At 69.9% G+C, this 14,007-nt stretch carries 15 protein-coding genes and 2 tRNA genes; 7 read left to right on the top strand and 10 right to left on the bottom strand.

All coding sequences use genetic code 11. The features are described from left to right. Positions 1-9: 9 nt before the first annotated feature. The 4 genes from A0130_01430 to A0130_01415 form a co-directional block, all read right to left on the bottom strand. Complete coding sequence (locus tag A0130_01430) at positions 10-1,692, bottom strand: energy-dependent translational throttle protein EttA (GenBank protein ANF30512.1); 1,683 nt, start codon at positions 1,690-1,692, stop codon at positions 10-12. Positions 1,693-1,790: 98 nt separating this feature from the next. Further along, positions 1,791-2,300 (bottom strand): hypothetical protein, encoded by a 510-nt coding sequence (locus A0130_01425; protein ANF33250.1) that lies wholly within the window; start codon positions 2,298-2,300, stop codon positions 1,791-1,793. A gap of 22 nt (positions 2,301-2,322) precedes the next feature. Next, positions 2,323-2,736 (bottom strand): single-stranded DNA-binding protein, encoded by a 414-nt coding sequence (locus A0130_01420; GenBank protein ID ANF30511.1) that lies wholly within the window; start codon positions 2,734-2,736, stop codon positions 2,323-2,325. Between the two features lie 137 nt (positions 2,737-2,873). Then, positions 2,874-3,398 (bottom strand): peptide-methionine (S)-S-oxide reductase, encoded by a 525-nt coding sequence (locus A0130_01415; GenBank protein ID ANF30510.1) that lies wholly within the window; start codon positions 3,396-3,398, stop codon positions 2,874-2,876. Positions 3,399-3,504: 106 nt separating this feature from the next. Between A0130_01415 and A0130_01410 the strand changes: the two genes are divergently transcribed. After that, positions 3,505-4,227 carry a hypothetical protein gene (locus tag A0130_01410; protein ANF30509.1) on the top strand — a complete coding sequence of 241 codons (723 nt, stop codon included), beginning with the start codon at positions 3,505-3,507 and terminating at the stop codon, positions 4,225-4,227. An 80-nt stretch (positions 4,228-4,307) separates the two neighbouring features. On the opposite strand, the gene A0130_01405 is transcribed toward A0130_01410, so the two are convergent. Beyond that, entirely contained in the window at positions 4,308-5,147 is an 840-nt protein-coding gene (locus A0130_01405) for an NAD(+) synthetase (GenBank protein ID ANF30508.1), read from the bottom strand. A gap of 78 nt (positions 5,148-5,225) precedes the next feature. Between A0130_01405 and A0130_01400 the strand changes: the two genes are divergently transcribed. Beyond that, the gene (locus tag A0130_01400; GenBank protein ANF30507.1) at positions 5,226-6,443 is read left to right on the top strand and encodes a sodium:proton exchanger; all 1,218 of its coding nucleotides are present in this window, start codon (positions 5,226-5,228) and stop codon (positions 6,441-6,443) included. 1 nt (position 6,444) lies between these two features. On the opposite strand, the gene A0130_01395 is transcribed toward A0130_01400, so the two are convergent. After that, positions 6,445-7,299: a LysR family transcriptional regulator gene (locus A0130_01395; protein ANF30506.1), complete on the bottom strand. Its 855-nt coding sequence runs from the start codon at positions 7,297-7,299 to the stop codon at positions 6,445-6,447. A 163-nt stretch (positions 7,300-7,462) separates the two neighbouring features. Here A0130_01395 and A0130_01390 point away from each other — a divergent pair, with 163 nt between their 5' ends. Beyond that, positions 7,463-8,767: an MFS transporter gene (locus A0130_01390; protein ID ANF33249.1), complete on the top strand. Its 1,305-nt coding sequence runs from the start codon at positions 7,463-7,465 to the stop codon at positions 8,765-8,767. 18 nt (positions 8,768-8,785) lie between these two features. Beyond that, positions 8,786-8,861 (top strand) — tRNA-Arg (locus A0130_01385). A 138-nt stretch (positions 8,862-8,999) separates the two neighbouring features. Here A0130_01385 and A0130_01380 read toward each other — a convergent pair. From A0130_01380 to A0130_01370, 3 genes are all read right to left on the bottom strand, one after another. Continuing rightward, positions 9,000-9,075, bottom strand: a tRNA-His gene (locus A0130_01380). A gap of 37 nt (positions 9,076-9,112) precedes the next feature. Continuing rightward, positions 9,113-9,736, bottom strand: coding sequence for an oligoribonuclease (locus A0130_01375; protein ANF30505.1), 624 nt, complete (start codon positions 9,734-9,736; stop codon positions 9,113-9,115). A 10-nt stretch (positions 9,737-9,746) separates the two neighbouring features. Next, a complete protein-coding gene (locus tag A0130_01370) occupies positions 9,747-10,544 on the bottom strand; it encodes a hypothetical protein (GenBank protein ANF30504.1) in 798 nt (265 codons plus the stop codon). A 96-nt stretch (positions 10,545-10,640) separates the two neighbouring features. Here A0130_01370 and A0130_01365 point away from each other — a divergent pair, with 96 nt between their 5' ends. Continuing rightward, complete coding sequence (locus tag A0130_01365) at positions 10,641-10,943, top strand: thiol reductase thioredoxin (protein ANF30503.1); 303 nt, start codon at positions 10,641-10,643, stop codon at positions 10,941-10,943. 4 nt (positions 10,944-10,947) lie between these two features. Here the strand turns inward: A0130_01365 and A0130_01360 are convergent, their stop codons facing one another. After that, complete coding sequence (locus A0130_01360) at positions 10,948-11,499, bottom strand: transcriptional regulator (GenBank protein ANF30502.1); 552 nt, start codon at positions 11,497-11,499, stop codon at positions 10,948-10,950. Between the two features lie 74 nt (positions 11,500-11,573). Here A0130_01360 and A0130_01355 point away from each other — a divergent pair, with 74 nt between their 5' ends. Then, positions 11,574-12,842: an MFS transporter gene (locus A0130_01355; GenBank protein ANF30501.1), complete on the top strand. Its 1,269-nt coding sequence runs from the start codon at positions 11,574-11,576 to the stop codon at positions 12,840-12,842. A gap of 341 nt (positions 12,843-13,183) precedes the next feature. Further along, positions 13,184-13,975: a hypothetical protein gene (locus A0130_01350; GenBank protein ID ANF30500.1), complete on the top strand. Its 792-nt coding sequence runs from the start codon at positions 13,184-13,186 to the stop codon at positions 13,973-13,975. Positions 13,976-14,007: the final 32 nt, after the last annotated feature.

Raw genomic sequence — 14,007 nt, 5'->3', positions numbered from 1 at the left:
TGTTCGGCCTCAGTCGCGCGTGAGCTTGCGGTACGCCGAGCGGTTGGGCTTGGCGGCGTCCGGGCCGAGGCGCTCGACCTTGTTCTCCTCGTAGGCCTCGAAGTTGCCCTCGAACCAGTACCAGTTGGCCGGGTCCTCGTCGGTGCCCTCGTAGGCGAGGATGTGGGTCGCGATCCGGTCGAGGAACCACCGGTCGTGGGTGATGACCACCGCGCAGCCGGGGAACTCGAGCAGCGCGTTCTCGAGGCTCGAGAGCGTCTCGACGTCGAGGTCGTTGGTCGGCTCGTCGAGGAGCAGGAGGTTGCCGCCCTGCTTGAGCGTCAGCGCCAGGTTGAGGCGGTTGCGCTCACCACCGGAGAGCACGCCCGACTTCTTCTGCTGGTCCGGGCCCTTGAACCCGAAGGTCGACACGTAGGCGCGCGACGGCACCTCGGTCTTGCCCACCTGGATGTAGTCGAGCCCGTCGGACACGACCTCCCAGACGTTCTTGTTCGGGTCGATGCCGCCGCGGGTCTGGTCGACGTAGGAGATCTGGACGGTCTCGCCGACCTTCAGGTCGCCGTCGTCGAGCGGCTCCAGGCCGACGATCGTCTTGAACAGCGTGGTCTTGCCGACGCCGTTCGGGCCGATGACGCCGACGATGCCGTTGCGGGGCAGGGTGAAGCTGAGGCCGTCGATGAGCTTGCGGTCGGCGAAGCCCTTCTCGAGGTCCTTGGCCTCGATCACGACGTTACCGAGTCGCGGCCCCGGCGGGATCTGGATCTCCTCGAAGTCGAGCTTCCTGGTGCGCTCCGCCTCGGCGGCCATCTCCTCGTACCGGGCGAGACGCGCCTTGGACTTGGCCTGACGGCCCTTCGCGTTGCTGCGCACCCAGTCGAGCTCCTCGGAGAGGCGCTTGGCCAGCTTCGCGTCCTTCTTGCCCTGGATCGCGAGGCGCTCGCGCTTCTTCTCGAGGTAGGTCGAGTAGTTGCCCTCGTACGGGTACAGGTGACCGCGGTCGACCTCGGCGATCCACTCGGCCACGTGGTCGAGGAAGTACCGGTCGTGGGTCACGGCGAGCACGGCGCCGTGGTACTTGCCGAGGTGCTGCTCGAGCCAGAGCACGCTCTCGGCGTCGAGGTGGTTGGTGGGCTCGTCGAGGAGCAGGAGGTCCGGCTTCTGCAGCAGGAGCTTGCAGAGCGCGACTCGGCGCTTCTCACCACCGGACAAGGTGTTGACCGGCCAGTCGCCCGGCGGGCAGCGGAGCGCGTCCATCGCCTGCTCGAGCTGGGAGTCGAGGTCCCAGGCGTCGGCGGCGTCGATCTGCTCCTGCAGCGTGCCCATCTCGGCGAGCAGGGTGTCGAAGTCGGCGTCGGGGTCGGCGAGCAGTCCGGAGATCTCGTTGAACCGGTCGACCTTCTGCTTGATCTCGCCCACGCCCTCCTGGACGTTCTCGAGCACGGTCTTGCTCTCGTCGAGCTGGGGCTCCTGCATGAGGATGCCGACCGTGTAGCCCGGAGTGAGCTTCGCCTCGCCGTTGGAGGGCGTGTCCAGGCCGGCCATGATCTTCAGGATGGTGGACTTACCGGCGCCGTTGGGGCCCACGACGCCGATCTTGGCGCCCGGGAGGAACGCCATCGTGACATCGTCGAGGATCACCTTGTCGCCGACCGCCTTGCGGGCGCGCACCATCGAGTAAATGTATTCGGCCACTCTTCTTCTCAAACTCCCTGTCGTCGGCTTGCTGCCGTATACGAGGATACCGGGAACGGGGGTGCTCCCGGGCGGTCGGGGCTGCCGTCAGGTCGTGCTCACCAGTCGATCGGGCGCGTCTGCCCGATGAGGCAGGTGCCCGTCGGCAGGACCGGCACGGCCTGGCTCCAGTAGCCGCCCGCGTCCGCGCCGTTCTGGCCGATCAGGCAGGTGTCGCCCATGCGCACGGCGAACTGGATGGAGTTCGCCTTCAGCCCGATCGTCGTGGTGTCGACCGTCACCTGCATGTCGGACTTCTGGAATCCGGCCGCGACGAGCGCTTCGATGAAGTCGCGCCCCTTGGCGTCCGGGTTCGCCGCGAGCGTAGCCCGGTTGACCTTGTCGAAGTACGGCAGGTTCTGCTCCGCCGTGCCGCCGGGCACGAGCCCGATGGCCGCCGGAGTCGCAGGGGTCGTCGGGGTCGGCGACGCGACGGCCGTGGTCGCCGGCGCCGATGGGCTCGGGGTGGAGGTCGTCGCGCCCGAGCACCCGGTGAGCGTGAGCAGCACCGCGACCCCGGCCGCGAGGATCGACGCGGACGCGGCGGAGGAACCGGTCCTGCGGTCCACGGAGCGCGTCATATGCCTCATCTTAGGGTGCCGCCCCTGTGAGAGCGTCGGGAGGCGCAGCCCCCTCCTCACCCGCTGGGCCGCCCGCCGACTTCGTGAAGCGCGACCGCCCCCACGTCAGGTCGTGCCCGATGGAGTCGGCCTCGATCTCGACCGTCACGCCCTGCTTGTCGCCGGTCCACTCCCGCAGATGGATGCGCCCCGCCACCAGCACCGGGTCGCCCTTGGCGATCGAGCCGGCCGCGCCCAGCGCCAGCTTGCGGAAGGCGCTCACCGTGTACCAGTTCTGTCCGCCGTCCTCCCACGCGGACGCCTGACGGTTGTATCGGCGCCGCGTCGTGACGAGCCGGAAGCTCGTGATGGGCAGGCCCGCCTCGGTGACGAGGTGGCGCGGTTCGGTGGCGACGAAGCCGCGGACGGCGACGGTGTCGGACATGGTCTCCCCTTTCGGAACGCCCGCCGGGGTGGCGGACTGAGACCACTCTCGCGCCCGGCGCAAGCGAGCGCAGGACATGAGCGAGATCGGTGGATAACTCGCGAAGGAGCCGACCTGTGGACGACTTCGCCCGGCGGCTACGCCGCGACGTAGTCCGCGTACGACGCGCGGATCTTGTTGACCTTCGGCAGCGCCACCGCGAGGCAGTATCCCTGTCCCGGGTTCTTGGCGAAGAAGTCCTGGTGGTACTCCTCGGCGCGGTAGAACGGGCCGAGCGGCTCGATCGTGGTGACGATCCCGCCGTCCCAGTACTCGGCAGCGCGGTCGCGGGCCGCCTCGAAGAGCTCGCGCTGCGCCTCGCCGTCGTAGAACATCGCCGAGCGGTACTGCGTGCCGATGTCGTTCCCCTGCCGGTTGAGCTGGCGCGGGTCGTGGAGGGTGAAGAAGACGTCGAGGATGACGCTCGCCGGGATGACCTCGGGGTCGAAGGTGACCGCGACGGCCTCGGCGTGGCCGGTCCGGCCGGTGCAGACCTCTTCGTAGGTCGGGTCGACGGCGGTGCCGCCGGTGTAGCCGGACACCACATCCTGCACCCCGCGGAGCACGCGGTACACCGCGTCCAAGCACCAGAAGCATCCTCCGGCCACCACGAATGTCTGCATTACCCGTCCCCTTCCGATCCGACTGCCTCCATTCTGCTACGGCGCAGTTGGCGACACGACGCGAACGGTCCGCGGGACGCCGTCGAAGCGCGGTTACCATCGCGGCATGCAGTGGTGGAATGACTTCGTCGATTGGCTCACATCGCCGGCAGCGCGTCCGGTGATCTTCTACGCGGCGGTCCTCGCGGTCGCCGTGATCCTCTCCGGCCTCATCGCCGCCTGGATCGCCCGGGGAGCCCTCAAGGGCCTCCTCTCCCGCACCGACCGCCAGCAGAAGGCGTCCGCCATCGCAGCCCTCGTGGATGCGGCGACCGAGGCCTCCGTCTGGAACTCGCTCACCCCGGCCGAGCAGGTGCTCTCCGACCGCGCGGTCGGCCAGGCCGACATCATGGTGCGCCTCCTCCCGATCAAGAGCTCCGGACTCGCGGCCAACTGGGCCGGACACCAGCTCGCCGAGCTGAAGCGGGCCTCCGCAACCTTCGGCTACCAGGCCGACCCGGCGATCGCCGAGTTCCGCGACCGCCTCATCGAGTGGCAGAACAACCCGCGCCGCGCCCGCAAGATCTTCCAGAACGACCTCGAGCGCTGGCGGTTCGAGAACACGGACAACGAGCGCTCGCTGATCGCCCAGCAGGATGCGTGGGTCGCCCAGCAGCACCACGAGCAGTACGCGGCTCCGGCGACCACCACGACGGCCGCCGAGAGCACCGCACCCGCTGCCGAGCGCACCCCGGAACCGGCTCCCGCCAACCCGTTCGCCGCGGCCGCGGCCGAGTCGAACGCGTCCGCCGACACCTCCCCGACGTCGCGCCTCAGCCAGCCGGTCTGACCAACGGCAGAGCACTCCACCCGAACACGAAGGGCGCCGGCATCACGCCGGCGCCCTTCGTCGTCCTGAGCGGCGTCCGCTCAGCGGCTGTACGACCCCTCGTTCCACCAGGAGTCGAACATGCTCGCCGGAGGCTGCCGCTTGTGCTCGGTCGCCCGGTAGCGCGCCTCCAGCGCCTCGGCCACCTCATTCGCGACGTCCTTGCCCTCGAGGAAGTCGTCGATGTCCTCGTACGTCAGCCCGAGATTGTCCTCGTCGGTCTGTCCGGGGTTCAGGTCGAGCAGGTCGGCCGTGGGCGCCTTCTCGTACAGCCGCGCGGGCGCATCCAGGTACCGCAGCAGCTGCTTGCCCTGGCGCTTCGTGAGCCCGGTGAGCGGCAGGATGTCGGTGCCGCCGTCGCCGTACTTCGTGAAGAAGCCGGTCACCGCCTCGGCCGCGTGGTCGGTGCCGACCACCAGGTAGGCGCCCTGACCGGCGATCGCGTACTGGGCGACCATGCGAATGCGCGCCTTGACGTTGCCCTTCACGAAGTCGGTCATCGGCTCGCCGAGGGCGTCGGCGTACTCGTCCTCGACGCCGTCGGTGCCGCGCTGGATGTTGAAGACCACCTGGCGCTTCGGCCGGATGAAGGACAGCGCTAGCTGCGCATCCTCCTCGTCGCGCTGCACGGCGTAGGGCAGCCGCACGGCGATGAAGTCCGCCTCCGTGCCCTCGTCCGCGAGCCGCTCGACGGCCAGCTGCGTGAGCCGGCCCGCGAGCGTGGAGTCCTGACCGCCGCTGATACCGAGCACGAAGCCCTTCGCGCCGGTGGTGCGCACGTAGTCGACGAGGAAGCCGACGCGACGCTCGATCTCCGTCGCCGGGTCGACCTCCGGGCTGACGTGCAGATCCTCGATGATTCTCGCCTGTTGTTCACGCATGACGACACACTATCCCCGGCGGATTTCGGCCGTGTGAACGGTCTGCCGCACAGCCCGTCCCGTCGCTAGCATGCGCCCATGGACCCCGCTGTCACGACCGTCGTGCTCGTCCCGCTGATCGCCGTCGCGGCGGCGCTGCTGACCACGGCGATCGGACGCTGGGTGAAGATCCCGCTGGTGGTCTTCGAGATCGTGCTCGGGCTGATCATCGGACCGAGCGTGCTGGGCTGGGTGAAGGAGACCGCCGAGCTCACCGCGCTCGCGAACTTCGGCCTCGCGTTCCTGTTCTTCATGGCGGGGAACGAGATCGACTTCGCCGCCATCGGCGCGCGGCGGCTGCGCAAGGCCTCGCTGCTGTGGGTGGTGTCGCTCGTGGCGGGGGTCCTGCTGGCGGCGCTGATCGCCGGGGATGCGATCCGCGGCGTCTACCTCGGCATCGCGCTGACCTCGACGGCGCTGGGCACGCTCATGCCGGTGCTGCGGGATGCGGGCGAGCTGCGGACGCCGTTCGGCCGCGCGGTCACGGCGGTGGGAGCCGTCGGCGAGTTCGGTCCGCTCCTCGCCATCTCGCTGTTCCTCAGCGGGCGACGGCCGCTCGCCGCCGCGCTGGTGCTGATCGGCTTCGCGATCATCGCGGGCGGAGCCATCTGGTTCGCCTCCCGCGGCGGCCACCGCCGCTTCCACGCCCTGGTGCGCGCGACCCTCCACACCAGCGGGCAGTTCGCGGTGCGGTTCGTGGTCCTGATCATCGCGGCCCTGGTCGGGCTGAGCATCGCCCTCGGCCTCGACATGCTGCTCGGTGCCTTCGCCGCGGGCGTGCTGATCCGCATCCTGCTGGCGGGCGCGGAGCCGGCGGACGCGCACCAGATCGAGAGCAAGCTGGAGGCGGTCGCCTTCGGGGTGCTGGTGCCGATCTTCTTCATCAACACCGGGATCGGTTTCGACCTGCAGGCGCTGCTCGGCGATCCGCGCGCTCTGCTCCTGCTGCCGATCTTCCTGCTGCTGCTGATCGTCGTGCGCGGCATCCCGGCGTCGTTCTCCGCCCCGCCCGGCTCGACGCCGCGCGACCGCGCCTCGCTGACGCTGTTCGCGGCGACCGGCCTTCCGATCATCGTGGCGGTGACGCAGATCGGCGTGCGCGACCACGAGCTCCCCGTCGGCACCGCGACCGCGCTCGTCGGAGCGGGGATGCTCTCGGTGCTGGTCTTCCCGCTCGTCGCCCTCACGCTCCGACGGCGAAGCCCCGACGGCGGCGCGCGCCCGGCGGACCCGGACGCGATCCCGGTCGAGGGCTGAGCTACGCGACCCGGCTGACGGCGCGGGCGAGGATGGCGGTCGTCAGCGCCTCCACCGGCTCGCGGGCGGCGGACGGGTTCGAGAGCAGCGTGAAGTCCACGTGTCCGAGCTCCGGCAGCCCGAACCGGTTCGTCACCTTGATGAGGTCCGTGGGGATCAGCGACCGCGGGAACACCGCAACGCCGATGCCTGCGCGCACCGCGGCGAGCACCCCGTTCACCTCGCGGGTGTTGCAGGTGATCCGCCAGGTGCGTCCCGCCGCCTCCAGCGCGTCGATCGCCGCCTGCCGGCTGATGCTCGGGCCCTGGTAGGCGATGAGCGGCACCGGCCCGTCGGGGTCGAGGATGGTCTTCTCCTGCCCCATCCACACCAGTTCGTCGGTCGCGACCACCGCGCCCTCGGTGGTGCCGGGCGTCTGCTTGATGAAGATGAGGTCGAGGTGGCCGGCTTTCAGCTTGCGGTGCAGCGGAGCCGACTGGTCGACGGTCAGCTCCAGGTTGATCTGCGGGTTCTGCTGCCGGAAATGGCGCAGGATGCGCGGCAGCGTCGTGATCGCGAGGTCGTCGGCCGCGCCGAACCGCAACCGGCCGCGCATCGCCGAGCCGCTGAAGTAGCTGTCGGCCTCCGCCAGCGCGGCGAGGATGGTGCGCGCGAAGCCGGCCATCGCATCCCCGTTGTCGGTGAGCCGCACCTCACGGGTGTCGCGCGCGATCAGCTGCCGCTTGGCGGACTGCTCCAGCTTGCGGATGTGCTGGCTGACGGTCGGCTGGCTGATCCCCAGCCGCGCCGCCGCCTTCGTGAAACTGCGCGTGTCGGCGACCGCGAGGAACGTCTGGAGGAGCACCGGGTCGAACATTCCGCGTCCATTCGAAAAGCCAATGGGAGTTATAGCCGTTATCGGGAACAAGAATAGCCCCGGATGCGTAATGTCGAAGCGAGACATCATACGAAACCAGCGACGACATCGAGGTAACACCACAGTGGCGCACTCCACCGCAGCGGCCCCGCTCACCGGACCCATGCCGGTCCTCTCCGCCAGGCCGCCGTGGCGCGAGACCTTCGCCTCCCTCCGGGTGCCGAACTACCGCCGCTTCGCCGCCAGCAACCTCGTCGCCAACACGGCGGTGTGGATGCAGCGGATCGCCATGGACTGGCTGGTCCTGCAGCTGTCGGGCAGCGTCGCCGCGGTCGGGATCACGGTGTTCATGCAGTTCACCCCGATGCTGATCCTCGGGCTGTGGGGCGGCGTGATCGCAGACCGCTACTCCAAGCAGACCCTCCTCGTCATCACCCAGTCGTGCGCGGCCGGCCTCGCGGCCCTCCTCGCGGTGCTGACGCTCTCGGGCGGCATCGAGGTGTGGCACGTCTACGCGATCTCCTTCGCGCTGGGCCTCGTGACCGTGGTCGACAACCCGGCGCGTCAGGTCTTCGTGAACGAGCTCGTCGGCCCGACGTATCTGCGCAACGCGATCAGCCTCAACTCGTCGATCTTCCAGCTCGGCGGCCTCATCGGTCCGGCGCTCGGCGGCGTGCTCATCACGGCGGTCGGCGGCGGCTGGTCGTTCGCGATCAACGCGGTCGCGTGTCTCGCGGTGGTGTTCGCGGTCGCGACCCTCAAGCGCTCGGAACTGCACTCCTCCCCCGCCGCCCCGCGCCGCAAGGGTCAGCTGGCCGAGGGGATGCGCTACGTGCGCCGCAAGCCCGTGATCTTCTGGACCGTCGTCATGGTCGCGGTGATCGCGGTGTTCGCCTTCAACATGCCGGTGTTCCTGGCGGCGTACGCCAACGACGTCTTCCATGTCGGCGCCCAGGGTTACGGACTGTTCAACGCGCTCGTCGCGGCGGGCGCGCTCACCGGAGCGCTCGCCTCGACCCGCCGGACGAGCGTGCGCCTGTCCATGGTCGTCGGCACCGCCGCGGCGCTCGGGATCGTGCAGGCGCTGGCCGGCTTCGCGCCCGGCGAGCTGGCGTTCGGGATGCTGCTGATCTGCATCGGCGTCGGGAACCTGCTGTTCATCACCGCCGCGAACTCGCTCGTGCAGATGTCGTCGAACGTGCAGATCCGCGGACGCGTGATCTCGCTGTACATCCTCGTGCTGCTCGGCGGGCAGGCTCTCGGCGGACCGCTGATGGGCTGGATCGTGGAGCAGGTCGGCCCGCACATCGCGATGGCCATCTCGGGACTCGTGCCGGCCGCGGCCGCGACGGTCATCGCCGTGCTGATCGCGCGCCAGTCGAGCCTCCGGCTGCGGTTCGGTCTGCGCGGTCGGCGGCCGGTGATCGCGATCGTCAACCGCGCCGGGAAGAGCGGCGCGACGCTCTGACGGTATCGTGGAGGCGACGCCCCCGTAGCTCAGCGGATAGAGCAGGAGCCTTCTAATCTCTTGGTCGCAGGTTCGATTCCTGCCGGGGGCACCATCCACCACTCTCCAGCCCACCCCGCCGATTCGTGCCGAATGAGCGCTATTCGTGACGAATGGCGCTCATTCGGCACGAATCGGAGCGGGCTTGAACGACGAGAAAGGCCCGGCTCCATCTGGAGCCGGGCCTTTCGCTTGGGGTGAGTAACGGGGCTTGAACCCGCGACCTCCTGGACCACAACCAGGCGCTCTACCAACTGAGCTATACCCACCAAGTGCACCCGCGGCAGGCGGGGCAACTCATCGATTCTAGTACATCCGGGGAGCCCATTTTTCCACGACGCCGGAGGCCACAGCCTGCACGTCCTCGGTCGTCGGGCCGGGAGGCGCGACGAACGCGGCGGAGCGGTAGTAGTCGAGCTCGCGGATGGACTCGAGGATGTCGGCGAGGGCGCGGTGGCCGCCGTTCTTCTCGGGGGCGTTGAAGTAGATGCGCGGGAACCAGCGGCGGGCCAGCTCCTTGATCGAGGACACGTCGACGTTGCGGTAGTGCAGGTGGTTGTCGAGCCGCGGCATGTACTTCGCGAGGAACATGCGGTCGGTGCCGATGGTGTTGCCGGCGAGCGGGGCGGTGCGCGCGGTCGGCGCGAACTTCAGCACGTACTCCAGCACCTCGTACTCGGCCTCGGCGAGGCTCTTGCCGTTCGGGATCTCTTCGATCAGCCCGGAGGTGGTGTGCATCTGGCGCACGAAGTCGCCCATGTGCTCGAGCGCCGAGTCGTCGGGCTTGATGACGATGCTGAGGCCCGGGTCGAGCACGTTCAGCTCGAAGTCGGTGATCACCACCGCGATCTCGACGAGCTCGTCGACCTCGAGGTCGAGGCCGGTCATCTCGCAGTCGATCCAGACCAGTCGATCCGAGGAGGTAGCCATACCAGCGAGTCTAGTGCGGGCCTCCGACGGTCCTCGGCACCGGCAGCTTGGGGCCGCGTCCATCGCCCGTGGACACGTGCCGCACGCGGCGGGCGACCCACGGGATCGCGTACACCCGCAGCCAGGTGCGCAGCGGCACCGCGTCGGGCGGCGCGGGCGGGTCGTCGGGCGGCGCGGACGCCTCCGGGCCACCGATCTGCGCGAACGGCACGCCGAGCGCGTGCGCGGCCTGCGCGGCGAGGAGGCGGTGGCCGCGCGTGCTGAGGTGGACCCGGTCCGACGCCCACATCGCCGGGTCGCGGAACTCGCGCACGCCCCAGACGTCGAGCACGATCGCGCGCTGGTCGCGGGCGATGCTCCAGATGTTCGCGTTGAAGACGGCCGCGCGCCCCCGGAACGGCTTGAGGAAGAACGCGAACTGCGGGTCGAAGATGTTCGCCAGGAGCACCGTGGCGCCGGACGCGCGCAGCGACCGGATGCCGGACTCCAGTCGGGCGGCCAGCGCATCCGGGTCGGCGGCGGGGCTCATCAGGTCGTTGCCGCCGACCATCACCGAGACGAGGTCGGGCCCGAGCTGGAGCGCGTGCGGCACCTGCGCGTCCACCACGTCCGCGATGCGGCGGCCGCGGACGGCGAGATTGGCGAACTCGACGGAAGCGCCGGCGAGCCGGGCGTCGCCGTCCAGGATGCCGGCCAAGCGGTCCGCCCAGCCGAGGAACGCGTCCGGCTGCCCGGGCGCGCTGTCGCACAGGCCCTCGGTGAGCGAGTCTCCGAGGGCGACGTAGCGCGTGAAGGTCGATCGGCTCACGCTTCGATGATGGATCGGCGCGGGTCCGCCACGGGTGCGCCGACAGCGGGTTCCGCTCGATCGTCGCCCCGATTTCGCCGGACGTACACTGACGGTGTGGATTCGACACCGGCCGTTGACCCGGCGGACACCCGGGACGCGCAGCTCACGCTCTACACGTCCGCCTTCTGCGAGCCGTGCATGCAGACGCGCGCCGTTCTGGCGGAGGCCTCCCGGCTCGCGCCGCGCATCCGCGTGACCGAGCGGGATGTGGCGCGCAACCTGGAGCAGGCCGAGCGCGACGGCATCCGCTCGACGCCGACGGTGATCGTCACAGGCTCGGACGGGTCCGAGGTGTTCCGCGCGGAGGGAGTGCCGACCCTGGCGCAGGTGCTGGCCGCCGCGGCGAAGGCGCTCTGAGCGCTCAGTCGGCGGCGCCCGGCGCGCGGTGCAGCAGGAAGATGCCGCCGTGCGCGGGCAGGTGCGACCGTTCGGCGTCGGTCTCGACGTAGTCGTCGAGCACCGCGACGATGCGCCGGTCGAGCTCGGCGAGGTCCTCCGGTGACAGGTGCAGCGAGAACCGCGCGTAGGTGGCGATGGAGGCGGGACCCGCTTCGGCGAGCTCCTGCTGGAAGGCCTCCACCGGGGCGAGGCCGTGCGAGAGGTCGATGTCCTCGAGCGGCGCCGACAGCCACCAGCTCTTGCCGGTCGAGCGGTACGGCTTCTCCAGGGCGCCGGACTCCCCCGTTCTCACCGCCGCCGGCTCGAGGAAGCCGGCGTCGACCAGCTGGCGCACGTGGTAGTACACCGTGCCCGCATCCACCCCCAGCCGGTCGGCGAGCTGCTTGTTCGTCAGCTCGCCGTCGCCGCAGAGGCGCAGGATGCGCACCCGAAGCGGGTGCGACATCGCCTTCAGCTCCTGCGGCGTGGCGGGTCGGCGCTTAGCGTCCGGGTCCGGCCTGCTCTCCTCGCTCATGGCATCATCGTACCCACTGATTGGGATTCTTCGATGCGATTGAGTTTTCCCAATCGACGTGCCAGGCTGAGTCCATGAGCACCAACGGCCTCGGGGCGCGCTACTGGAAGCTGTGGACCTCGGCCGGCCTCTCGAACCTGGCCGACGGCGCGATGAAGGTCGCCCTGCCGCTCGTCGCCATCCGCTACACCGACTCCCCCGCCCTGATCGCCGGGCTCGGCTTCGCCTTCACCCTCCCCTGGCTGCTGTTCGCCCTCACCGCAGGCGCCCTCGCGGACCGGATCGACCGCCGTCGCCTGATGCTCGTCGCCAACACCGCCCGAGCCGGCTTCCTCGCCTGCCTGACGGTCGTGACCGTCCTCGGCGGCGGGTCCATCTGGCTGCTGTACGTCGCAGCGCTGTGCGTGGGGATCGCCGAGACCGTGTATGACACGTCGTCCCAGTCGATCCTCCCGCAGCTGGTGCCGCGGGACCGCCTGTCGCGGGCCAACGGCCGGCTCTACGCCGCGGAGCTCACCGCCAACGAGTTCGTGGGGCCTCCGCTCGGCGGCTTCCTCGTCGCGATCGGCGTGGCTTTCGCCTTCGGCGCGCCGGCCCTGCTGTGGATCGTCGCGATCGGCGTCCTGCTGCTCGTTCGGGGCCGGTTCACGGCCGAGCGGAGCGGCTCGACGACCATCCGCGCCGACATCGCCGAGGGGCTCCGCTTCCTCGGGAGCAGCACGCTGCTGCGCACCCTCGCCATCATGGTGGGCGTCTTCAACTTCGCGAGCTCGGCGGTGTTCACCGTCTTCGTGCTCTACGCCGCCGGCCCGGACTCGGTAATGAAGCTCTCCGATCCCGCGTACGGGCTGCTGCTCACGTTCTCGGCGATCGGAAGCGTCCTGGGCACGTTCCTCGCCGAGCCCGCCGAGCGCTTGCTCGGACGCTCGCGCGCGCTGGCGCTCACGATCGTCGGATCGCTGCTGACCGTCGCGACGCCGGGCTTCACTGCGAATCCGTTCATCATCGGCGCCGGGATGCTTCTCGGAGGCATCACCGTGTCCATCTGGAATGTCATCACGGTGTCCCTTCGCCAGCGCATCACCCCCACCCGGCTGCTGGGCCGGCTCAACAGCGCCTACCGCCTGCTCGCGTGGGGCACGATGCCGCTCGGCGCCGCCGCGGGCGGGCTCCTCGGGCAGCTGCTCGGCGTGCAGTGGGTGTTCGTCATCATGGGCGCGCTGGTGCTGCTCCAGCTGATCCCGATGCTCTGGATCACGGACCGCCGGATGGACGCGGCGGAGGCTCAGGTCGAGGCGCAGGAGGCGACCGAAGCGGCCGCTGAGACCGCCGTCGATCGGTGACGCGTACACGACTTTGCCAGGTTCCATGCCCGAACCGTCCAGAAACCGCGCCTAGGGTCTTCTAACGACGGCGATGGATATGCCGTCCGTGCCGCGCAGGCGGCATCCAGCCCCCCCACCCCCAACCCTGAGGCGCCCCCGCGCCCGCTCCTGGATGCTCTGGCCTTCCCACGCCCGGCACAACCGCGCCGCATGCCGCGCCTTCCGGACCACGGGTCCACGAGGCCCTTCCTCGCATGCTCGCGGCAGCCAGCCCGCAGGACCGCCCCCGAATGAACGGCGGTCCCGCACGCGCCGAGACGGCGTCGTGCGCAGACGGGGAAGCCCGATCCAGGAACACAATGCTCAGCACTCTTCGCAAGACCATCAAAGACAGCCCCGTCCCCTTCACCCGCATCGTCACCGGCGCCGCCACCCTCATCATGAGCGTCAGCCTGATCGCCCCCGCGGTCGCCCAGCAGCAGGCCAGCGAGCGCGAGACCCGCGAACTCAGCGCATCCACTGGGATGCGTCACGAGCAGCTCGGCGTGTACGGCTCTATCGTGCGCGACCGCCTCGAGCGCGAAGCCAGGACGACCCTCACCGGCGCGGAGAGCACCGTCGCCGCCAACGAGACGAAGGTCGACACCTCCGCCGCCAAGACGGCGATCGCGGGCCTCACCAGCTTCACCAAGCTGAATGACGACAAGCTCCGCGACTCAATCGACAAGACGAAGGCCGCGTCCGACGCTCTGGCCGCCGCCGGCGCCGAGCACGACCGCCAGGTCGCCGCTGCCGCCGCTGCTGCAGCCGCCGCCGCGGCCGCCGCGCAGGCCAACGCGAACACCGTCGACGGCGCCAAGGCGACCGCCGCGAGCCTGGCCTCCAGCCAGTACGGCTGGGGCGCGGACCAGTTCAGCTGCCTCGACAAGCTCTGGCAGCGCGAGTCCGGCTGGAACTACCAGGCCTCCAACTCGGGCAGCGGCGCCACCGGCATCCCGCAGGCGCTCCCCGGCAGCAAGATGGCCTCGTTCGGCAGCGACTGGGCGAGCAACGCCACCACGCAGATCAAGTGGGGCCTCGACTACATCGCCCGCGGCTACGGCACCCCGTGCGGCGCCTGGGGCCACTCGGAGTCCTTCAACTGGTATTGATCCGCCTGCGAGGTACCGGCGGGGCCTTGCCG

Source organism: Leifsonia xyli (assembly GCA_001647635.1).
Lineage (GTDB): Bacteria > Actinomycetota > Actinomycetes > Actinomycetales > Microbacteriaceae > Leifsonia > Leifsonia xyli_A.
Note: the sequence above shows the minus strand (reverse complement) of the source record. Positions and strands in the feature narration are given on the sequence as shown.